16 protein-coding genes and 1 pseudogene are annotated in these 21,209 nt (G+C 54.7%); 15 read left to right on the top strand and 2 right to left on the bottom strand.

Annotated features, from left to right (window positions below):
* Nucleotides 1–14 precede the first annotated feature (14 nt).
* The 4 genes and pseudogenes from ACS0VV_RS09650 (at nucleotide 15) to ACS0VV_RS09665 (ending at nucleotide 4,485) form a co-directional block, all read left to right on the top strand.
* The gene (locus ACS0VV_RS09650) at nucleotides 15–692 is read left to right on the top strand and encodes a vWA domain-containing protein (protein WP_483532501.1); all 678 of its coding nucleotides are present in this window, start codon (nucleotides 15–17) and stop codon (nucleotides 690–692) included.
* Between the two features lie 2 nt (nucleotides 693–694).
* Nucleotides 695–1,444 (top strand): PP2C family serine/threonine-protein phosphatase, encoded by a 750-nt coding sequence (locus ACS0VV_RS09655; protein ID WP_483532502.1) that lies wholly within the window; start codon nucleotides 695–697, stop codon nucleotides 1,442–1,444.
* The gene (locus ACS0VV_RS09660) at nucleotides 1,441–3,594 is read left to right on the top strand and encodes a protein kinase domain-containing protein (protein ID WP_483532503.1); all 2,154 of its coding nucleotides are present in this window, start codon (nucleotides 1,441–1,443) and stop codon (nucleotides 3,592–3,594) included. The genes ACS0VV_RS09655 and ACS0VV_RS09660 overlap by 4 nt, the downstream gene beginning before the upstream one ends.
* Nucleotides 3,595–3,918: 324 nt before the next feature.
* A pseudogene (locus ACS0VV_RS09665) lies at nucleotides 3,919–4,485 on the top strand (tyrosine-type recombinase/integrase).
* Between the two features lie 181 nt (nucleotides 4,486–4,666).
* On the opposite strand, the gene ACS0VV_RS09670 reads toward ACS0VV_RS09665, so the two are convergent.
* Both ACS0VV_RS09670 and ACS0VV_RS09675 read right to left on the bottom strand, forming a co-directional pair.
* Nucleotides 4,667–6,433, bottom strand: a complete 1,767-nt coding sequence (locus tag ACS0VV_RS09670; protein WP_483532504.1) for a transglycosylase SLT domain-containing protein — start codon at nucleotides 6,431–6,433, stop codon at nucleotides 4,667–4,669.
* A gap of 7 nt (nucleotides 6,434–6,440) precedes the next feature.
* Nucleotides 6,441–9,542 (bottom strand): hypothetical protein, encoded by a 3,102-nt coding sequence (locus tag ACS0VV_RS09675; protein ID WP_483532505.1) that lies wholly within the window; start codon nucleotides 9,540–9,542, stop codon nucleotides 6,441–6,443.
* Between the two features lie 781 nt (nucleotides 9,543–10,323).
* Between ACS0VV_RS09675 and ACS0VV_RS09680 the strand changes: the two genes are divergently transcribed.
* The 11 genes from ACS0VV_RS09680 to ACS0VV_RS09730 all read left to right on the top strand — a co-directional run bounded on the left by ACS0VV_RS09680 (nucleotide 10,324) and on the right by ACS0VV_RS09730 (nucleotide 21,057).
* Entirely contained in the window at nucleotides 10,324–10,959 is a 636-nt protein-coding gene (locus ACS0VV_RS09680; RefSeq protein WP_483532506.1) for a hypothetical protein, read from the top strand.
* 132 nt (nucleotides 10,960–11,091) lie between these two features.
* Nucleotides 11,092–12,687, top strand: coding sequence for an NACHT domain-containing protein (locus ACS0VV_RS09685; protein ID WP_483532507.1), 1,596 nt, complete (start codon nucleotides 11,092–11,094; stop codon nucleotides 12,685–12,687).
* Between the two features lies 1 nt (nucleotide 12,688).
* Entirely contained in the window at nucleotides 12,689–13,432 is a 744-nt protein-coding gene (locus ACS0VV_RS09690) for an SDR family NAD(P)-dependent oxidoreductase (RefSeq protein ID WP_483532508.1), read from the top strand.
* Nucleotides 13,433–13,443: 11 nt separating this feature from the next.
* Complete coding sequence (locus tag ACS0VV_RS09695; protein WP_483532509.1) at nucleotides 13,444–13,926, top strand: hypothetical protein; 483 nt, start codon at nucleotides 13,444–13,446, stop codon at nucleotides 13,924–13,926.
* Nucleotides 13,927–14,140: 214 nt separating this feature from the next.
* Complete coding sequence (locus ACS0VV_RS09700; RefSeq protein WP_483532510.1) at nucleotides 14,141–14,695, top strand: hypothetical protein; 555 nt, start codon at nucleotides 14,141–14,143, stop codon at nucleotides 14,693–14,695.
* Nucleotides 14,696–14,927: 232 nt separating this feature from the next.
* Nucleotides 14,928–16,099, top strand: a protein-coding gene (locus ACS0VV_RS09705; protein WP_483532511.1) for an IS3 family transposase whose coding sequence is annotated in 2 segments (ribosomal slippage) — nucleotides 14,928–15,180 and nucleotides 15,180–16,099 — 1,173 coding nt in all. Because the reading frame shifts where the segments join, the coding sequence is not laid out codon by codon here.
* Between the two features lie 219 nt (nucleotides 16,100–16,318).
* A complete protein-coding gene (locus ACS0VV_RS09710; RefSeq protein ID WP_483532512.1) occupies nucleotides 16,319–17,374 on the top strand; it encodes a DNA adenine methylase in 1,056 nt (351 codons plus the stop codon).
* On the top strand, nucleotides 17,371–18,087 hold the full coding sequence (locus tag ACS0VV_RS09715) for a hypothetical protein (RefSeq protein WP_483532513.1): 717 nt from the start codon (nucleotides 17,371–17,373) through the stop codon (nucleotides 18,085–18,087). The genes ACS0VV_RS09710 and ACS0VV_RS09715 overlap by 4 nt, the downstream gene beginning before the upstream one ends.
* Nucleotides 18,065–19,057 carry a beta-ribofuranosylaminobenzene 5'-phosphate synthase family protein gene (locus ACS0VV_RS09720; protein WP_483532514.1) on the top strand — a complete coding sequence of 331 codons (993 nt, stop codon included), beginning with the start codon at nucleotides 18,065–18,067 and terminating at the stop codon, nucleotides 19,055–19,057. The genes ACS0VV_RS09715 and ACS0VV_RS09720 overlap by 23 nt, the downstream gene beginning before the upstream one ends.
* On the top strand, nucleotides 19,054–20,658 hold the full coding sequence (locus ACS0VV_RS09725) for a non-canonical purine NTP pyrophosphatase (protein ID WP_483532515.1): 1,605 nt from the start codon (nucleotides 19,054–19,056) through the stop codon (nucleotides 20,656–20,658). The genes ACS0VV_RS09720 and ACS0VV_RS09725 overlap by 4 nt, the downstream gene beginning before the upstream one ends.
* Before the next feature lie 171 nt (nucleotides 20,659–20,829).
* Nucleotides 20,830–21,057, top strand: coding sequence for a hypothetical protein (locus ACS0VV_RS09730; RefSeq protein ID WP_483532516.1), 228 nt, complete (start codon nucleotides 20,830–20,832; stop codon nucleotides 21,055–21,057).
* Nucleotides 21,058–21,209 lie beyond the last annotated feature (152 nt).

Below are 21,209 nucleotides of genomic sequence, written 5' to 3' on the forward strand. Positions count from 1 at the left end.
GGGCACACAAGCAGATGACGGAACTTGAGCAGACACCGTTCGGCGGCGCCGAATTCGCTGAGAACCCTGAGCCGCGCTGCCCCTGTATATTGCTGCTCGACACCTCGAGTTCGATGTCAGGCAAGCCGATCGATGAGCTCAATGCAGGCCTGGCTGCCTTTCGCGATGAGCTGCAGTCGGACAGCCTTGCTGCAAAGCGTGTCGAGGTGGCGATCGTCACTTTCGGTCCCGTCGAGATCGTCAACAATTTCACGTCCGCCACCGATTTCTATCCGCCAGTTCTCGAGGCCAACGGGCTCACGCCTATCGGTGAAGCAATCGAGCATGGCATCGAATTGTTGCGGGCGCGCAAGAACGAATACCGCGCGAACGGCATCGCTTACTACAGGCCGTGGATATTCATTATGACCGACGGCGCGCCGACCGACACATGGGCCAATGCCGCTCGGCTCGTGAAGTCTGGCGAAGACGCAAAGGAGTTCATGTTTTACGCCGTCGGTGTTGAAAACGCAGACCTCCAAACGCTGGGAGAAATCGCAGTGCGCGCGCCGCTCAAGCTAAAGGGTCTCGCCTTCCGCGAGCTCTTTGCCTGGCTTTCAAGTTCACTTGGCTCGGTCTCCCGGTCCAATCCTGGTGACAGCGTTCCGCTGCAAAATCCTGCTGCTCCCGATGGCTGGGCGACAGCTGACTAACGGTGTGGAGCTGGATCGCGGCCTCGGTTCGAGGCACATCACATGACAAATCTGGGCAGCGGTTGCAGGACGCACATCGCTGTTTCAGCACTGGGTCTCCGGACACGCTCGTAGCGGTCATTTGTGATGGGGCTGGAAGCGCCAGCTTTGGCGGTGAGGGCGCCTCGCTTGCCGCCAGGTTTATCTCCTCACGCGCACTGGAATTCGCTCGCGCGGAAGGCACGCTTCCGGACGAAGATAGAATCGAAGAATGGATTGACGACCTTCGCGAGCTTATTACGGAGGCGGCCCGGCTTCGCGAGCTGACCCCTCGCGACTTTGCAACCACCCTGGTCGCAGCGATCGTTACCCCGGTAGAGGCAATCGCATTCCAGATCGGCGACGGAGCGATCGTCGCACGAAGTGAAGGTAGCGACAACTGGACCATAGTTTCCTGGCCCGAGCACGGGGAATATGCATCGACGACCTATTTCGTGACCGACGATGCGGGAGCAAGATTACGAACAGCGAGGCTCGATCAGCCGATCCGCGAAATGGCTCTCTTCAGCGATGGGATCGAGCGATTGGCGCTCGATTTCCAAGAGGTGGCGGCGCACGAACCGTTTCTTTCGCCTCTTGTTGCTGCTCTCAGACCGATCGAAAGAGGAAAACAGCTCGAACTGTCGCGGCAGCTCGCCGCATTTCTGGGCTCTGACCGGGTCAATCAAAGAACCGATGATGACAAATCGCTTATTATCGCTGCGCGTGCATGAGCCGGCGCGATCTCGTAGCTAATGGAAAACCAATCCGGCTGGGACGGATGATTGGTCGCGGCGGCGAAGGAACCGTCTATGAGATTGCTGATACTCCCGACCTTGCGGTCAAACTTTACACGAAACCGGACCGAGAACGCGAGACCAAGATCGAGGCCATGGTCGCAGCCAAGCTGCACGAGCGATCCGGGCTGATCGCCTTCCCGGTTGCGACAGTCAGAGGCCAAAATGGGGCTTTTGCGGGCTTCACCATGCGGCTGGTCAAGGGCTATCAGCCGCTCTTTGAACTCTACGCGCCAGGCGCCCGAAAGAAGTCCTTCCCCAACGCAGATTACCGGTTCCTGATTCATGCTGCGCGCAATATCGCGATCGCTGTCTCACATGTTCATGATGCAGGCTGCATCATCGGTGACATAAACCACTCAGGCATACTCATCTCGGACAAAGCCATGGCGGCAGTGATCGATGCTGACAGTTTCCAGTTTGGAGACAAATATCGATGCCGCGTAGGCGTCCCCGAATACACCCCGCCTGAACTTCAGGGGATGAGCCTTGCTGGCATCCACCGGACCCCTACCCATGACGCGTTTGGCCTTGCTGTAGTTATCTTCCAAATGTTGTTTATGGGCCGGCATCCCTATGTCGGTAAGTTCGCTAGAGGCGACGTAACTATCCAGGAAGCCATCGCCAGTGGCCAGTTTATCTATGCCAGATCTGGCTCTGTCGCCGGCAAACCGCCTCCAGCCAGCGCAAGCCTCGGGGATTTTCCTTCCGATCTGGGCTCGCTCTTCGAGCGGGCATTCGATCGCAATTTTTCAGATCGGCCAAACGCTAAGGCCTGGGTCGGTGCCCTGGCGGCGTTGGAGCAATCGCTTTCGCGCTGCACCGAGAATGAACTGCACTATTTCCCGAGCGCGGCGCGCACTTGCCTCTGGTGCCGCCTAGATAAGGCAGCCGGTATCTCCCTCTTCGAGAAGCCGCTACCGCAAGGCTCGCCTGCGCGAGATCCAGGCGCTGCCAATTTTGATCTTGAACAGGTCTGGCGCGCAATTGCGGCCGTGCGCATACCGCGTGAAGACGATCTCCAGCCTAACATCACGCTAACTGCTCTGGAGCCCGGTGAAGAAGTCCGCGAAATACTCAAGAGCAGACGTTTGAGGGTGAACAGCGGGATCATGTTAATGATCGCAGCGGCAATTGTCGGCGGCTTCGATTTAGCTCTCTGGTTTCTTTACGTGCCGCTTGGCCTTTGGGGTTACCACCGCATTTACAACCGGACACCCGACCCAAAGATCACTGATCGCTACCGGAGGTCCTTCGAAAGCTATCACAGGGCGCTTGATGATTGGCACCGACGCATTGGCTTGCACGAATTGCACACGCGGCGCCGCGAGCTAGAGGCCGCGCGGACCAGATTTGGTAACCTTGCCGAGGCGCGAAAACGCGAACTTGCAAGCCTGCATTCGCAAAGACAACAGATACAGCTGCGCCGTCATCTCGAACGCTACCGCATCCAGCCTGGTTGCGTGAACGGCGTTGGCCGCGGAAAAATCGCTACCCTTGCATCCTATGGCATCGATACAGCTGCTGATATCGACCGCGGTCGTATTCTCTCTCTACAAGGTTTTGGTCCGGCCACGGCGCAAGCACTCATTGACTGGAAAACGCAGCTCACATCCCTATTCCGCTACAACAGGAACGCGACGCCGCAGGACAAGGAAGACGAGCAGCGTATCGAGCGCAAATTTGCAGACGAGGCACGAAAGCTCCGACAAATGTTATCGGGCGGAGCTGCAGAATTGCAGCGGGCAGCTTCTCACGTCATCAGCCAAGCTGCGCGCCCTGATCCCACTTTTCAGAGGCATGCCAATGAGCTGGAACAGGCGAAAGTTGATGCCGAGGCTTTGGGAATGCCCCTGCCTGATGTCGCAATTCCTGCGAAGCAGCAACTGCGCGCCGTGCCACCTCCTGCCTCGGGACTTCGGGTGGCGCGCAGCGCAACTCCCGCTGCTTCGAACTTTGCTCCGCCTTCATGTCCAAAATGCCAGAGACCGATGGTGAAGCGCCTCGCCCGGCGCGGCCGAAACCGCGGCAACCAATTCTGGGGCTGTTCTCGCTACCCTGCTTGCAATGGCACACGGCCAATATGAGGAGGGGCTTGGAGGCCATGGCAGGAAGGCATGCTAGTTATCTGGGTCTCAATCGAACCCGCTGATAGCAGCATGAGCACGCGTCAGGGCGAACTCACATCAGGCAGGGAGGTGGTCCCTAATGAACCTCAGTGCGTTAAGGGTTCGGCCATTTGCTGATGGAGAACAGCCGGCAGTTGAACCGGGAGGCGATTACCAAACGATCCACTCATCGATGGAGAAGATTGGTCTGGTTTGCGCCCTAACCCAAGACATTGCCGTCTGAGAATTTTGCTCCTGAAAGCGGACATTTTACGCGGCCATTTTGCCTTAGGGGGAATGAAAATGACTTACTCACAATTCGAACCCGCTGCGCAAAACAGAGTGCCTTGGAACTCTGGTGCGAAGATCGATCTCAAGCGTCCCTTCACCTAGATGCAGATTCGAACGATTCGCGTCTCCCTTGATCGCGAACGACGTCTCCGAGACCGGGTGCTGTTCGACTTTGCAATCGACAGCAAGCTACGCGGATGCGATCTCGTCGAACTGCAAATCGCGATCTGGTAAGCGGTCCAGATATCAAAGAACGAGCGGCGCTTACCCCGCCAAGACAGGCAGACCCGTCCAGCTTGAAATTGCGGCGGATGCACAAGCCAGCCTGTTTGCATCGCTCGAGATTCGAGGTGGCTCGCGTGTTTCCAAGCCCCGTATACCACTCGCGTCATCTCAGCACTCGGCAGTATGCGAGGCTCGTGAATGAATGGGTTGAGGGAATTGTCTTTGCAACCTGAAGAACACGGCGCTCATTCGCTTCGTCGAACCAAGGCTTCGATTATCTACAAGGCGACAGGCAACATCCGGGCAATCCAGATCTTGCTCGGTCATTTATAGATCGAAAACACAGAACGGTAGCTTGGCGTTGACATTGAAGACGCTCTCACACTTGACGAGAAGACCGAAACCCGACTGCTACTGGGCGCCAGCCTCGATGGGGCTGGGGTCCGCTATGGGGGTTGACAAGCGGACAGAAGGCCACTCGCTTTGATTTGGCTAATACTCGGCGGTTCGAGGCCGAGCCGCGCAGGAGTGCCCTTCACTCCGGCAGTTTGGCCAACTCCTTCAAGAATTCCTCGAATTTCGGTTTGAGCAGATCCCTTGCCAGATCCATTCCCGAATACTTGTTGGAAAAACTTCCATCATGGTGTTTGGCATAAGCCTGCCAGATATCCAGCCCTCGCGTCTTCGCCGAAGCGATGTTCACCGATGTATGCTCCGCAAGGGTCGCGGCTTGATACCAGATACTCCAGCGATTATAATCGTTTACGTGATACAGCTCCGCCGTCGCGTTGACGAATTGCCCCAATCCGTGGGCGGATGTCGTGCCGGCGGCCGCATCCGGATTGAAGCCGGATTCCACATAGGCGATGGCCAGCAGAAGTGCGGTTTCCTCAAAGCTGAAGCCGATATCGAGCGCGGCGCCACGTAGGGCCTTGATCGCTGCGATCTGGGTCTCCTCGGGGGCATCTCCCCAGATTCGCGAGCGCCCCCTGTTCTCGGTGCCGACGATCGGGTCATTGTAGTATGAATAGCTGACTATCTGACTTTTTCGGTAAGGCTTCCCCTTGGGTGCGAAAAATTTCTCGTACTTTACAATATCTTTTAAGAACTGTTCGATTTCCTCGGCTTGATTCCTGGCAAGAACCTTCGCTTGACCGCCGGGACGCTTGTATCGGAAGCCGCCATAATTTTCAGCCTCCCGTTCGCTCGCTTTCACACCTTGGTCGGTTTTCACTTCGGATTTGAGCTGGAAGAACGTGCAAAGGGGAATGCATGGAAAATCATCGAAATACTGAAGCAGAAACCACGCACTGAATATATCCCAGTCCACAAAACTCGCAGGAAATTTGTCAGGGCCGTTGAAAAATTGTAGGTAATCCTTGTGATCCATGCCAAAATGATCGTACATATAGGCGCGAATTTTATATGTATCTGATTTTGAATGTTTTACAGACGTTGAAGAATGGTGCCCGATCGGTTTTAATTCGAATTCGTTCTCTTTTTTCTTTGCCGCGAAAACCGTCCATGCGGTCAGGCCGCGTATGAGTATTCCCAGCCCGGCGTCCTCTCCGGGCGCGATGCTGTCGTAGATCTGCGATGTGTCCTGACCGAAAAAACTCCCGGCGAAAGTCGGCCTGTTGCCTTCTTCTAGGGTCTGATTCCGGTAATGTTTGTATCCGGTATCAGTAGGGTCGTTCCGGTCCACCAGTCTCAGTTCGCCATCGGAAAAGGCGGTCGCGAGCTGAATGCTCCATCCCATGTCCGCCAGAAAATTCCGTATCCCCGCATACCGCATTGTGATGGGGGAAATATCCGACAGGTTGAGCAATCGCGTTTCGGATTGCGAGGTCGGTGCGACGAATTCGTCGCAGATTTTCATCGCGATATCTTCCAGAGACCCCTGCGTCAGCCACAGCAGTTCATCCCTGAAGACGGCAGCGATCTTTTCGTAGCTGTTCCAATCCGTCGCGGCCTGTCGAAGCCTGGCGATGGCATCGTCGATCCTGTCGTCGGGATACGTCACGCCGTCGGTCAGGGATAATTCGTCCTGCAGGTTGGCCTTGAAATCCGCGACGAATTGAGCGCTGCCGATGTCGCTGAGGGAGTAGAGATTGGACCTCAGGTCGAAGGCCGGTTCATCGAGTCGGGCGCTGCCGGTGTTTTGATCGTAACTGTGTCCCAGCCGCCCCCTGCTCCGGTGAACCATCGGTGTGTCGTCGGCGTCCGCGACGACAGCGAACGGCCCGCCGGTCCCGCTGGAAAACGAGGTGCGCGGCGGTACCTGGCGAAATCGCCCGTACATCAGCGGCTCACTGACACCCGACCGGATAGCACGGCAGGCACGGATTGGGCGTGGTGCCGTCGTCTTGGAACAGGTCGCCCAGCCACACCATCTCGGTCGGCAGTCTGAAGTAGAAATTGTCGCCCACATACCGGGCGCCGACCGCATGCTTGAGATTGCCCGCGTCGGCACCTTCATAGGGCCGTTCCAGCGTGATCACCCAGGTCCAGCAGTCAGGGTCGAAATCCGGATCGCCCGGCAGCCATTTCGGTTGCACGTCAACGATCCGATACTGCACCCCGCCGGTGAAGATTTCGCGGTCGAGGTCGAGCGCGAGGATATCCGGATCGACCACCCCGGTCGCGCCGGTGGTGCCGGGCATCAGGTAGAATTCCGAGCATTGCACCTCGATCTTCGGGGCCCCCTGCGTGACCGCGACATTGCCCGGCCGGTCGTTCTGGTGGCAGTCGTAGGAATGCTTCAGCTCGGTCGCGACCGCCTTGTAACGCGGGTCGCTCGCGTCGATGACGTCGAAATCGTCTCCGCCCCAGATCTCGCCGGTCTGGAGATATTTCAGCACATCGTCCTCCATGCCCGGGGCACAGGGGATCTGGACCCGGGCATAGCCCGCGCGCTTGAACGCCTTGAGCAGGAAATTGGGCTCGTCGGGGTCGTAGCGTTCGTGCCACTGGCAGATCGGATTGCGGAAATAGTCGTAGAAGATGTACTCGGCCTGCTTCCAGTCGAACGCTCGGTCGAAGAAATACCAGCGGTTCGCCGCCTCCTTGGCCTTCCGGCGGAACACGGTCGGGTAGCCGCACGGCTCCGTTCGCATGTTCATGACCTCGTCGCCGAATTCGTCGCACATCATGAAGATCGACGCTTGCTTCATCTGGGTGCGGATATGTTCTTCCGCGGTGAACGGATGCATCAGCTTGCGTTCTTCACGGTAGCGCATGTCGTGTTCGGCCAGCAGGCGCTGATACTCGGCCAGATCGGCTTCGTATTGAGCCATCACCGTAGCATAGGCCTCTTCTTGCCACGTGGTGTAGTCGTGCTGGATCGGTTCGAGATGGATTTCGCCCTGCATATAGGACCGGCTGCTCATCCAGTGGCCGGAAACGGTAATGGTGATGGATCCGTTCGCGCTGACTGTGATGCTGGTCGGCGAAGCGTAATTGTTTTTGTTGTATTTCTCGATTTGCTTGCCTTGGGCGTTGATATACATACGTAGATTGTTGCCTTGGCCGACAACCCCGCTTTCCTTCTCCATCCATGAATCGACATAGCTGACTTTGACCCCCCGGTAGCCGGGGAAGGAGAACGGCTTGCTTTCGCCGTTGACCATCTGTCCAGTGCCGATCGGGCCGCGCGGCGGCATCATGTCCGGCGGAGGCTCGGGGAAATCGGAAATCTCGTAGCTTTCCATCAAATATTCCCACAGCGCGCGATAGGTGGCCTCGCCGTTATAGCCGGGGAAGGTGCCGGGATCGAAATCGCTCGGAGCTAGATCGGGGCGTTCGGGCTCGTCCAAGCCGGATTGCTGCTTCGATTTGCGTTTCTCGAGTTCCAGGAACAGCGCGGCCGGAGAGGGAATGTTGAGATCCAGCATCAGCCGCAGGCCGTGGCTGAAGACCTGGCCTTTCTTGACCTGCGTGACATAGAAATATTTCGCCACCCGCCCGATGGGGTCGTCGGTGTTGTCGAACACGTGCTTGTTGACTTCGGTCGAATCGGTCGTGACCCGGCGGGTCGTCAGCTTGCGGGTCTCGGTCTGTATCGTCTGGACCGCCTTGGTCACCATTTCGCGGAAATTCTCGCGCGCCTCGCGCTGCGCGACGTCGCGCGAGAGATGGGCGTTGGAGGTGATGGTGTAGGTGCCGCCGGTCACCTTGGCCTCGACATCGAGGCTGGCCTTCATCTGCTTGCTGATTTCCGATTGCACCTGATTGCGCTCGGAGACCGAATGATCGCGCTCCTCCGAACGTGACTCGGTCACTTCCTCCTCCGAATAATCCTCGATCACCTTGCGGAACGTGTGCGTGCGCACGCGCTTCTCGCGCGGTGCGATATTCTCGATATAGGCGAGATCGCCCGGCTCATAGCGGTGGGTCTCCTCCCGCAGTTCGAGCAGATCCGACAGATAGTATTTGATGTCCACGCATTCGGGATCGACCGGCAGGCAGGGCGCATCGTCGCAATCGCAGTCGCAACCAGCGTCGCCCGCGTCGTCGCCATCGTCGGCCTGGGCGCCGGCCTGGGCGGCGGGATTGGCGCGATCCTCGGCGGCGGCCACGCGCTCCCGCAGGGCCGCCAGCTGTTCGGTCTTGCCGAGCCGGTCGGCCAGCCGGGGCGACGACTGCCTGTCCGTCCGCGAGCCGCAGGGGTCGGTATCGAAGGCGAAGCCGGGGACGCTGATCGAGGCGGTCAGGACATGGCGCACGAACGCGTGGCGTTCGGCGAGGGCATCGGAATCGATTGTCAGCGAGGGGCAGTCCCGGTCTTTCTTCGAGCCGGATTTCCGGGCCGGTTTCGCCACCTTGCCGGCAATAGCGACGGCAGCGGCCAGTCCCAGCTCGGCGCGCAGCCGTTCGACGACGGTCCGTTGGCCGTCTCTGACAGTACCGAGCACGGTTCGCGCCAGCAGCTCGGCTTTCAGGGCATCGATCCGCTCGGCGGAGCCGGACAGGTAGTCGGCCAGGCTGTCGGCCGGCAGACGGTCGAGGAACCGGGTCGTATCGGCGGCCGATGCCGAGGCCCCGCGATGCGCGAAAAAGGCATGGCAGCGATCGCGCAGCGCCATTTCCGTGCGGGTTCGGCAATTGTCCGGCGCAGTGTCGACTGTGAGCGCGAGCTTCATCGCGCCTTGCAGGTCGCGATCGCCGATCAGCTTCTCCAGCCGCTCGTGCAGGGGATCGTAGACCGAATCGAAATCGTCCTGGGCGACGGGAAAATCGTCCAGTGAAAAAAGATCGATCTGCGCGTTTTTTAATATATGGGCGAGCGGATTTTCTACCGCATCGGTAGCATTCTCATGACTGGGCAGAATATGTATGGCTTTGTCATCAGCGTACAGGGCGAGTGAGTAGTCGACATCTCGTACGATTCGCGCCTGAGCCACCGTCTGCATGATACTCTCTTCCCCCCAACTGTGAAATTTCACAAAGTTCATAAGGCACTTTTTGGAGGAATGTCGAGTCCGCCTGCCTTGGCGTCAATAGGTGTCGAGGAGCCGGTTTAGCGCCGTGCGGAGCATGACGGCATTTCGCGTACGAACTTATCAATGCTTTGAACTCGCCCACTTCGCCGCTCCATTCAGCGTCGTTGCCACATAGGCCTCGTGCTGCGAGCACTATGGCCCCGACACGTCAGGATACACTCCTGCGGAAGGGTTCGCATCTTTCCTTCAAGCAATTCGATTCTGACCAAGCGGGAGCTATCCCCTTGTAAGACACCCGTGGGATAATGATCGCACCCTGAGAGGCATTCACGCTTTTGAACGGGAGGCGGCCTTGAAAGCTATCAGCGGTATCGTTGCAGGCCATAGATATTCTATTAGGGTCGGAAACCGAGTGTCCGGTTCTCCGCGTAAGTAAATCGGAAGCTGACAGTCTGAAATCGGCCCAGCTTTTGCCGGTCAGCTAAGCGCCCCAATGTCGGCCATAAGCCGATCTAGGTTCGTAGCCCTGTAGCTGACGTTCCGCGAAGGCACCGCAAAGGTCTTGTTTGCGGGTCGATAAGGTGACCGGATTGACCTTTTTGTGAACTTTTGGGATGCACTAAAATCATAAACATACTGCAATCGGGCCTGCTTTAGTTTGCTGATCAAACGACGTCTGGTCTGTTTGGTCGCGCGTAGGCCGATTTGTGATTGATTTGCCCTATCAGTAATGCCAACCGGAGGACTTTCCTTGCTGTTTGAAATGGGCGCATACTTTGCGGTATCTGGCGGTTTCGACGGGCTGATAAACTGGTTCTCTGAAATAGACTGGTGCACAGATGATGAGCCTTGGGCAGTGTGCACAAGAAGCTGGCTCGCTGCGTCGTCAGGCTGGGCTGCATTCTTCGCTGCAATTTTTGTTGGGTGGCTTTCTTGGAGAGGGGTGCTGAGCCAGGTCCGATTGGCAGAGAAGGCCACGGATTTGGAAGAGACGAAATTTCGTCAGTCTGAAATAGCCTCTTATCGGAGCCGCCTCCGAGTACTTGAGGAGTGGCGGGGCAGCTTCGAACAAGTTCGGACCTGCTTTATTGATGCAAACCAAAGCGATAAATATCCTTATCTCGCTGCCCTAGCTCGGATCGATATCGACACGTTTGAAGCACTTCCCCCGACCGATCAAATGGGTGACGTTGGCAAAGAAGCTGAGTCTATCCTCGCAAAATTGCGACGCTTGCAAGCTACACCCTCTGCAAAGGGTGTCTCAGCCCCCCAATTGCTTGCTGCAGAAGCTGACGCGAGGGCTTTAGGTACAAAGGTCGACGCGTTGTTAAGCCAGTTTAGCCAAAAGGAATGTGAGGTTAAAGAGAAGCTTGACGGTTCGATCTGAGTTTAGCAGTTCGGTGTTATGGACATCCCAGCCAGTCATACTAGCACGGAGCTTTCTCTTCCTCCGTTGCTAGCTCAGGAGTGCCTTATAGGTACTAGCAGAGCTCATCGAACTGCACCAATCTCGACATTTGTGGAGCAATGGAGTGAGAGCGCCTCAAATTTGCTCATAGTAGTCGGTCCTTATGGGTCAGGGAAGACTTTTGCGCTCAGGAATATCAACTCAACTCAGCTGCCCGCCAGCGAGATTGTAGATTACTTTGAGCTTGCTAGTAATGTTGACGAAGGCGGCCAGCTTCCCTTCAGCATTGAAGCTCCTTACCGGTTGATCGATAATTTCGATGTCCACACAGGTATGAACGGAGAAGTTTCTGCTTCTCCGAACCTACGTTTGCTGAAGGCCAATCTTAGCGATGGCCGCGTAATCCTTGCGACAAGGCGGCATATTGATGTGGTCAACGAGGAACTGTTCAAGCAGATTTTCACCGAGAGCCGCTGGTCAGCGCTCGGTTTGAAACAACCTGCGGTTCTTGAGCTTTGTCCTTGGTCTGTGCCTGAGCTGAGAGAGTATGCCGAGCAGAAGTCCGAGAAGCATTTGAAAGCGGTGGTTGAAGAGTATTTCGACAGGTTCGGGGACGGCACTCCCGATCTGAGAAGGCCTCAAGCTCTTGCCATGATATCGAGCATCATCAGAAAGCAAAAGTCACTCGAACGTCCTCTCATGCTATCTGGAGTGCTGGCTGAATACGCGAACGTTTCACTGGCCGCGGACTATGATGAAAATAAATCTCAGATCCCTTCGACGACAAAAGAACGGATCCTTACACAGCTCGCTTATGATATTTTCACGGGGCTTGGCCGCAAGAAAGGTCGGCCTCATTCTCCAAACACGTTGCCACAGGATCGAGTCCAAGCTCGGGTCGGAGAGGCCGTCCAGGTTGAGCGACTTATCGAAGGTAATCCAATCAGGGATTCCTATGACTGGACGGGAGACTTCTTGCGAACCAACCATATGTTCACGGCTGCTGGCTCCTCCGGGACAATGGCTGAGCCCGAGTACCACTTTAAGCAGTCGTCACATTATGAGTACTTTGTGGCACAAGCGATCTGTAAGCGTATCAATGATGGTGATCCTCTCGGCTTAGACGACTCGAGCTTCATGCCAGAAACTGTTGAGTCTCTCGCGTTTTCTATCGCCAAAGAAATTGCTGGCGTAAGGTTTGCTGATAGGCTTGTGGAGATTGCTTCACGGAACTCACTGGGCTCACTTGATCGCATGATAGTGGCATATTTCTTGGAGGATGACGAAAGGTTCGAAGGTGTTCTTGCGAATGCACCAGCCGGATATCACGAAGACCTTAGAGCATTCGAGAATCCCAAAATGCCTCTATTGATCAGAAAAATGGCTATGTACCAGAGGGTTATTCTAGGAGAGGCTGATCCATACGAGTACATTAGCAAGCTTATTGCAGAAGAGGGCGAAGAGCACCGTCAGGCGGAAGCGCGGCTGCATCAAGCTGCAGAGCCAATAGCCCGGCAGCTATTGGCCAGATTGAAGAATCCTTCGCTCAAGTCCGCAAGACCAATTACGGTTCATAGGCTGGGCCAGTTTGGCGATCGGACTGCAATTGAACCTCTTGAGTATATCGCCCCCAGCGCTGACGAGCGACTCGGCCGGTTGATTCATCAGACTATCAATTCAATTCGCGAACGCGGTAAGGTCTCATGATATGTCCACGTTGATTATTGGAGCGAGTGGGGAGGTAGGCAGCGCTACGGCGAGGATACTTGCGTCTTCCGGCGAAAAACTTGTGCTCCATGCCCATTCCAATTCATCCAACGTACTCGACCTCGCAGATCGCACGGACGCACTGGGTGTGATCGAAGCAGACGTCGCGGATCCCGCCGACGTGCAACGAATCTTTGCAGAGACCGACGCGCTAACAGCTATAGATAAGATGGTATATGCAGTTGGAATAAATCCGACGGCCCAGAGTATTTCTGAAACGTCTTTGGACGATTGGAATCACACTATTGCAGTAAATCTCACAGGCGCATTCTTATGCATGCGTGAGGCGGCGAAGCGCTTGAGGCCAACTGGCAGAGGTGCAATCGTATTAGTTTCTTCGATATTTGGCATTTCTTCACCTGCTAATCGGGGAGCTTATGGCGTTTCAAAGCATGGCCTGAACGGACTAGTTCAGAGCTTCGCGAAAGAAGAGGCGCCAGCAATAAGGGTCAATGCAGTTTGTCCAGGAGCAATGTGGACAGAGAATGTGCGGACCATTTTCCCGGAGCATGCCCAGTCAGTAGGCATATCGGTTGAAGAATACATCAAGGAAAGAACGTCCAAGGTTCCATTTGGGCGCTTCGTCGATCTTGAAGAGTGTGCAAAGCTCATAGAGTTCCTGCTCAGTGAAAGATCAAGCATGATAACAGGGGAGAGCATTCGTATTTCTGGTGGCGAGACGTAAAGGAATATAAAATGGAGAGACTAGAGAAGCTTATCGTCAATTATATTCTCGAGGGAAAGCTTCTGCATCTCTCGACTTCGAATGGTACTAAATCTTGGGTCACGCATGTGTGGTACGCTAGAGACGAACAAAATGGGGATTTGGTATTTACTTCGAATAAGTCTAGACGACACTCAATTGATATTTGTCGGTACAAGTATGTGGCGGGAGGGATCGTGTCCCTAGACTTGGCTGGCCTCGGCCAGAAAGTCAGGGGTCTTTCATTCGAGGGAACAGCATTCGAAGCCAATGGTGAATCCGCCGTGTCTGCTTATCAAGCGTATAAAAAACGGTGGCCGATTGTTGCTTCGATGTTTAGTGCAAACGATGTCGTGGCCGAGGTGACTGACATGAGAATGTATCGCGTAAAGCTTGGGCGAACAGTCTTGTTCGACGAGGTGAACTTCCCAGACGATCCACGGCAAGAGTTGGTTTTTGAAAATGCTTCAAAGTGACTGGTTTCGTTATCAGATAGTGCTTGCGATTGACCACAGTGCGCAAACCCTGAAACGATACACGACTGGGCTTGACCTCGACTCCTGGGCGGAGCTCCATAATAAGTTGAGATCCCTCATTAGAACACTGCCGTGCGACGGGTTTGTTGTCCGTCATGATGATCGCTATTCTCAGCTTGAGTGTGCGCGTGCCGGGCTTAACTGTATCATTGGTATGCCTGACCGTCGCGCTGGTTCCATCCTAGCTAGTGAGATAGAGAGTGCCTCTCAATCCGCTCTATCGCTATTTCCGAATAGAGCGACCGTGAAGTTCGGGCTAAAATTCGAAGAATGCGGCGAATCGGCCTCTGCAGCTACGCTCCAATGCATCAAAGACTATTCCGAAGTTCAGTTTGTCTTTGAACCGTACTTCAAAGATCTCATCGGCGTGTCCGAACGAACGCAAGTGCTCGAAAAGTTCGCGAGCATTCCTTCAATTGCGGCGTTTAAGCTCGACTGTTCTCAAGAAACACTGAGCGCGGTGAAAGGTATACCCGACGAGGCTAGACGACCTTGGTTCCTGAGATCGGATGGAATGAAATTTGATTCTTTTCTCCTCGCAGTCTCAAAGGCCAAGAATGAGGGCTTGCAGGGCGCAATTGTGGGAAGTGCGATTTGGCGATCACATATCAGGCGTCTCTTGGGATCTACGAATGAGTTTGACTCCGCCGTCCAAAATATGAAGCATCGAATTGCCCAATTGCGTGGGGTCATTGATGACTGCGTGTGAACGGGTAGCGACTGTTCACGTTTGTAGCGCGCTTAAGGTAATGGATTGATCACCTGCACCGCCTCAAATTCCCGCCGTCACCTTCAAAAAAATGATGGGCGTACTAGGGTTCGAACTTAGGACCCGCTGGTTAAGAGGCAGCTACCTTGCGATATGCGATTAGAGCAGTGACGTGACCCCCTGATTTTCCTCCAAGTTGGATTAGAGTCTGGCCTTGAAGGAAGGACAGACAATGAAGCGTACGAGGTTTTCAGAAGAGCAGATTATCGGGGTGCTGAAGGAGGCAGAGGCGGGTGCGAAGACCGCCGAACTTGCCCGTCGGCACGGTGTATCTGAAGCGACGATCTACAACTGGAAGTCGAAGTATGGCGGGATGGAAGTGTCCGACGCCCGCCGACTGAAGGAACTCGAGAGCGAGAACGCAAAGCTCAAGCGGCTGCTGGCTGATGCGATGCTGGACAAGGCTGCACTGAAGGATCTTCTGGCAAAAAAGTGGTGACGCCCGCCGCGAAGCGGGAAGCGGTCGCTCATCTCCAGGCGTGCCACGGGATGAGCGAGCGGCGGGCGTGCCGTGTCATTGATGCTGATCGCAAGACCGTGCGTTACCGTTCCACGCGGGACGATGATGCCGGTCTACGTGAGAAGCTACGCGATCTGGCCAACCAGCGTCGCCGGTTCGGCTATCGCCGTCTGCATATCCTGCTGCGCCGGGAGTGCGTAATGATCAATCGCAAGAAGACCCAGAGGCTCTACCGGGAGGAAGGCTTGGCGGTAAGGCGACGACGAAGCCGCAGGCGTGCTGTTGGCACCAGAGCACCTGCTCCGGTGCTGGCCCTGCCGAACCAGCGCTGGAGCCTGGACTTCGTTCACGACCAGATGGCCTCGGGCAGACGGTTCCGGGTCCTCAACGTGGTCGATGACGTGACCAGGGAGTGCCTTGCGGCGGTGCCGGACACGTCGATCTCGGGTCGCCGCGTGGTGCGGGAACTGACCGAGTTGATAGCCAAGCGTAGCAAGCCTGTCATGATCGTCAGCGACAACGGCACCGAGCTCACCAGCAATGCCGTGCTCGCATGGTGTGGGGAGATGCACGTGGAGTGGCATTACATCGCACCGGGAAGACCGATGCAGAATGGCTATGTCGAGAGCTTCAACGGTCGCATGCGGGACGAACTGCTGAATGAGACGCTGTTCTTGAGCATGGCCCATGCCCGGGTCGAGATCGCGGCCTGGGTGGAAGACTACAACCGGGAGCGACCACACTCGTCTCTCGGTTACGCAACACCGGCGGCGTTCGCCGCCGAACTGGATAAGCAATGGCCTGCTTCGCTACGCCCTACGGGCTCCGCTACGCAGCCCACTGCTTCAACCGCGCTGATGCGCAAAACAACCGCTCGGCTCTAATCCCAGCTGGGGGAAAGCTGGGGGTCACGTCAGCAGCTATGATCGATGCCCCACCTCAAGTTCGAGTTCGACTTATGGTGAAACTTTTGGTCTAAGCAGCTAACTAAAATTGGATTATCGATAGCTAGAGCCTTGTCAGAAAATTCGTCTCGAGAAATGGCAGTTTGTGGCCCGGCATCTCACACACCGGAGAAGCCGTCTTTAATCTCGATCGAGCCCGTGAGCGATGCGCTCAAGCGCGTTCCTCGGACACGCTACTATGGCAGCAAGAGAAATCTGTTGCCTTGGATTTATCAGCACATCGCTCCCTTGAAATTTGAAACGGCTCTCGACGTATTTGGAGGGACCGGATCCGTGTCCATGCTGCTGCGCATGATGGGTAAATCCGTTCGCTATCACGATGGCTTTAAATTCAACCACGACGTCGCCCATGCGCTGCTCTCAAGCGGAGAGCTTCCAAGTCGACACGAACTGCAAGACCTGCTTGACGGTATTGTTCCGCGGGAAGGTTTCATCTCAGAAACCTTCGCGGGCATTTTCTACAGCGATGAAGAAAATCGATGGCTCGATGGATTTGCAGATGCAATCGGAGCCCGCAAACATTCGTACGAAAAAGCGGTGTTGCGCTACCTGCTATATCAGGCATGCCTCAAGAAGCGGCCCTTCAACCTATTTCACAGAGCCAATTTCGCGCTGCGAACTAACTCCGACGTGAAGCGATCGTTCGGGAACGCAAAAACTTGGGAAACTGAGTTCTCGGTGCACATGATGGGTGCATTCGAAGAACTTTCGCGTCTGAAATGCTCGTCGAGCTTGCGAGGTAATATCGAGATCTCTGCTGGGTTCGACGCTTCAAAGATTGAAGATCAATTTGACCTTGTTTACATCGACCCCCCTTACATAAGTGAAAATCCATCTCGAAATCGCGATGGTTATTGGAAGAAGTATCATTTTCTGGAGGGCTTGGCGGACTATCAATGCTGGCATGATCGGATCGACAGTGTGTCGCCTATCCGCATGATCGCAGAACCAGTTTGGTCGAAGGAATGGTCGAGCAAAGAATTTTTCAGGGAAAAATTATTTGAACTGATTGACTCACACAGCCAATCTTTGGTTGTTCTGTCATATGTTGAGGACGCCTACCCCAGCTTTGATGAACTACGAGCTAGATTCACAGCATCATTCGAGAATGTCTCTATTCATACGTTGGATCATCACCATGCTCTCAGCAAGACGCGCAAGCAGGAACTCCTTTTTGTAGGGCGGCCGAAGTGAGTAAATTCACTGAGATAAGGGATGAGGTCCCTCGCTGGGTGTGGTTCGTAGGACTGCTAACACTTGCGTTGGGTTTGCTGGGGTATCTCCTGTATGTTGTCGATAGCAGCAACGTCAAATTGCTTGGTCTAATGGGAGGTGTTGCGAGCGGTATCATAGTTTATTTGGTCACGTTTCTCAGTGTCCTCGGCCCCCTGCAGCGGGTAGACCATTTTGATCGCTTGGGGGTGATCGATCTTTTAGAGAACCGACACGATAAAGAGTATTATCGCGAAATAATAAAGAATTGTAGGGAAAGGGTCGATGTGATGGGTGCGAGTTGCACCCGATTTGTGGAGGATTTTCTAGATTTAGAAAGTGAAAACAAGGTTCTTGTTGAAGCTTTAGATAGACACAAGAGGTTGGCTATCCGATTCCTAATACCTACCGACGAGTTCTTGTCGCAAAGTACTCAAAATAGAATTGTGGACCTGATGCCAAAATTCAATGAGTTGAAGAAAAGGTATGCCGATCGGGTGCAGTTAGGTCGGTTTGAAGGCGAGGCAGCTCATAGTTTCGTTCTGGCCGATGAGCACCTTATTGCTGGCCCGATCTTTGCGCGTGAAAAGAGTAAGTACGCACCAGCTGTCCATGTTGCCGCTTCCACTCCATTTGCGCGCAAATATGCGGAGCACTTTCAGGATGTGTGGGATGCGGCCCCCATCAAGGTCTGAGGTTTCGATCGAGGTCGATGGAAGGCTGCACCTAGGCCTAATATCTATGCATGCGACTGCTCGGCGCATGAATGGAGGGATTGGTTTTGGTGTCGCTGGATTAGGAGCGACGGTCCGGGCCGAAGCTTCTGAACGATTGTCGCTTGCAGATAACAGACCAGGAGCCTTCTCAAAGGCAGAACTTGAACTTGTGCGGACGAAGCTGACCGAAGCTGCGGAGCTTCGCAACTGGACAGTCGCTGCCGCAATCCAGTTTTCCGGGGAATTGCCGACTCACATTGGTTTAGGGTCAGGGACAGCGTTGCGACTAGCAGCGATCGAAGCTCTGTCGCTTATCAACAATGATGATCTATCTAGAGATGATCTGGTCAAATTGTCTGGGAGAGGCGGAACATCAGGGATCGGCATTCGAACATACTTTGACGGCGGTCTTTTCATGGATTTAGGTGTTGCTCGTCATAACGCGAGATATATGCCCTCATCGCGCGCCCTCGCTTCGCGAGTGCCAAGTACCTTACCGCGACTGATCATGCCAAATTGGAGCATGGTGGCTTGCCTGCCAAAGAGTATCCCATCCAAATCTCAAGCTGAAGAGATCGCTTTCTTCGCTGAGACAACCCCTATTCCAGAGCCTGAAAGCCACCGGGCCGCCTACATCGCACTGTTTGATATCTATTCCAGCGCGCTCGATGCCGATTACAATGGCTTCTGCGAAGGAGTTGAGCTTATGCAGACCACGCATTGGAAATCAGCCGAGATTGGCCAGTATGGTGAGCCTTTATCGCAGCTTAGGGAGGCTGTGAGGCAACTGGGAGCTGATTGCTCTGGTTTATCAAGTCTCGGCCCGGCAATCTTCGCCATGGGATCAAAAGATGCCTTGCGTAAAATTTGCGATCGACAAGAGGAGCTCGATTGTATCGTCGTACCTCTATCGCCTTCAACTGAGGGCCGACGGGTAAGATACAATTGATAAGAGAGCTCACATTTTTTACCGGAAACCACGTCAAGCTAGCTCATGCTCGCTACATTGCCGAACAGTATCCAATTTCAATCGTAGGTTTTCGAGAGAGAACTTACCATGCTGGCTACCATGAGCCTCGCCTGACATCTCGCGATGAGATCTTTGAAGCGTCTTATGAGAGCGCGAAAGGTCAATTTGCGAAGGCCAAGCTTTCACCTGAAAACAACCCATTCATACTGGAAGACACCTCAGTCAAAATTCATGCGCTTAGCACCGAGGCAACCGAGGTGCCTGGTGTCGACATTAAGTACTGGATGCGTGAAATAGGCTTTGCGGCTCTCGACGCTGAACTTAATTCAAGAGGACGGGGTCGCACTGTCGAAGTCCGATCCGACATTCTGCTCCATGTGCCTGAGAACAAGAAACGCCTTTGGGGTGTGAACGAGCCATTTATCACTTTCACCGGAACGCAGTCCGGTCATATCGTCAACTCCGAGCAAGACTTCGATACGAACTTGGTATTTCCATGGCTTGATAATCAAACATTCAATAAATGGTTTGTCCCGACAGGCTCTGATCGCCCTCTTGGAGCACTGCCGATCGATCAGGCGGACAAGTATGACTTTCGGCGAAAAGCGTTCGCCAAGCTCTTCCAATTTCTTGCGTCAAAGGGAGAAATCGCCAAGTCCGCCGAGCAAATGTCTCTCCCGCTAGAGACCCGTCCGAAGACCATACTCTTTTGTGGTCCGACGTGTGCAGGCAAGACGACTGCAAGCCAGTATCTGGCCCAAAATCTAGGCTTCCTTCATCTCGAAGCCAGCGATTTCATGCACCTTTGTTACCATCTCAGGCATGGATATGAGGCTGAGATTGAGATTGGTGATTTTGCAGAGAGTGCCTTGGCTCAAAAGCCGCTTATAGCTGCAGAAAAAGTGGTTGAGTTTATCCGTCCGTACGTCCGGAGCTCTATCGTAGTTTCGGGTTTCAGAGCGCCCGACGAGGTGGTCCATCTGGAAGACGAGATGAAGGTTTTGGGAAGGGAACTTCAAACCATTTTCATCGAAGCAACGCCGGCAGAAAGGTTTGAGCGAATGAAAGCTCGAATGCGTCCGGGTGACATCGTCAGTTTCGAGAGATTTTGTAGGCGCGACCTGCAGCAGGACCGGATGGGACTTTCAAAAATAGCGCAGCTTTCGGGAGTCACCAAGCTTCCCAATCATCGCACGATACCTGACTTTTATGATTCTGTTGGGGCTATTGCCGAGGATGGCAAATTGGGGAGTCCACGAGAGGCGCAAAAAGTAGATGATCTGCGGGAAGTAGGTGCCCTTGGCCTTGAAGAGGCGATACTGCTGACGTTGCTGAAGAGATGGGATTTCACAGAAGATCGCACTTCCTTCACCACTACCGAGATCGCGAACCTTATCGCCGCTGATTTCCCCAAGATGCCTGCAAAGCACAAAGACAATGTCAGCCGCTTTTTTAATCAAGAATACTCACCGCTTTTTGAAGTCGATTCACAAGCTGTCGGGGGTGCGCGACGCTTTAGACTCTCAAACACAGGTTTCGGGATCGCTTCGCAAGTCCTGCGAGAGCAGCTGTCAAATTAGTTGACTATTTCTACTTGCGATGAATTTTGGTAGCAATCGATCATCACCCCTCGTTCCGGCCGCTTTTGGCAACTCCAATGGGTGGGTTTGACGTCCGATATTAGGGCGCGAAGCAGCCAACGCTAGAAAGCTGCGTCTCGACTTCAGCGCGGGTTAGGCCATGTGCAGGTCATGCCGACCTTTGACTCAGACCTGCACAACGAACTGATCGCTGCACTGGTTCTCAAATTTGGCAGGCTGGTCGAGGATGCAGCACCCGGTCTCGCACGCGAGTGGCCCAGCCATCCAGGGATGCAGCAGCAACGCCTGACCGAGCTTTCCGAGCTGGCAGCGGCGCTTGGCGACCTTGCTGCGGCTGCATCGTCTCTGCACCGGCTGCAATCGACACATGCAGGCTGAGAATGGCACATTCCATTCGACTTCGAAGCCAAGTCAGGGATTGGTGTCATCACTGAATTGTACCGCTCAGGCGGTGCAGCCCCCCGGCGAGTTCGAACTCGCGGGGCTTGCGGTGGTGGGAGCAGTATGTCGCTGCTTCTGTGAAGGAGAAC

The organism is Aurantiacibacter sp. KMU-128 (assembly GCF_056933515.1).

Bases quoted from the DNA above. Each gene is read 5' to 3' on its own strand.
- ACS0VV_RS09675 (WP_483532505.1), bottom strand. From the start codon at position 9,542: ATGCAGACGGTGGCTCAGGCGCGAATCGTACGAGATGTCGACTACTCA.
- ACS0VV_RS09670 (WP_483532504.1), bottom strand. From the start codon at position 6,433: ATGTACGGGCGATTTCGCCAGGTACCGCCGCGCACCTCGTTTTCCAGC.
- ACS0VV_RS09650 (WP_483532501.1), top strand. From the start codon at position 15: ATGACGGAACTTGAGCAGACACCGTTCGGCGGCGCCGAATTCGCTGAG.
- ACS0VV_RS09700 (WP_483532510.1), top strand. From the start codon at position 14,141: ATGCCTGACCGTCGCGCTGGTTCCATCCTAGCTAGTGAGATAGAGAGT.
- ACS0VV_RS09695 (WP_483532509.1), top strand. From the start codon at position 13,444: ATGGAGAGACTAGAGAAGCTTATCGTCAATTATATTCTCGAGGGAAAG.
- ACS0VV_RS09690 (WP_483532508.1), top strand. From the start codon at position 12,689: ATGTCCACGTTGATTATTGGAGCGAGTGGGGAGGTAGGCAGCGCTACG.
- ACS0VV_RS09660 (WP_483532503.1), top strand. From the start codon at position 1,441: ATGAGCCGGCGCGATCTCGTAGCTAATGGAAAACCAATCCGGCTGGGA.
- ACS0VV_RS09730 (WP_483532516.1), top strand. From the start codon at position 20,830: ATGCCGACCTTTGACTCAGACCTGCACAACGAACTGATCGCTGCACTG.
- ACS0VV_RS09720 (WP_483532514.1), top strand. From the start codon at position 18,065: ATGCGGCCCCCATCAAGGTCTGAGGTTTCGATCGAGGTCGATGGAAGG.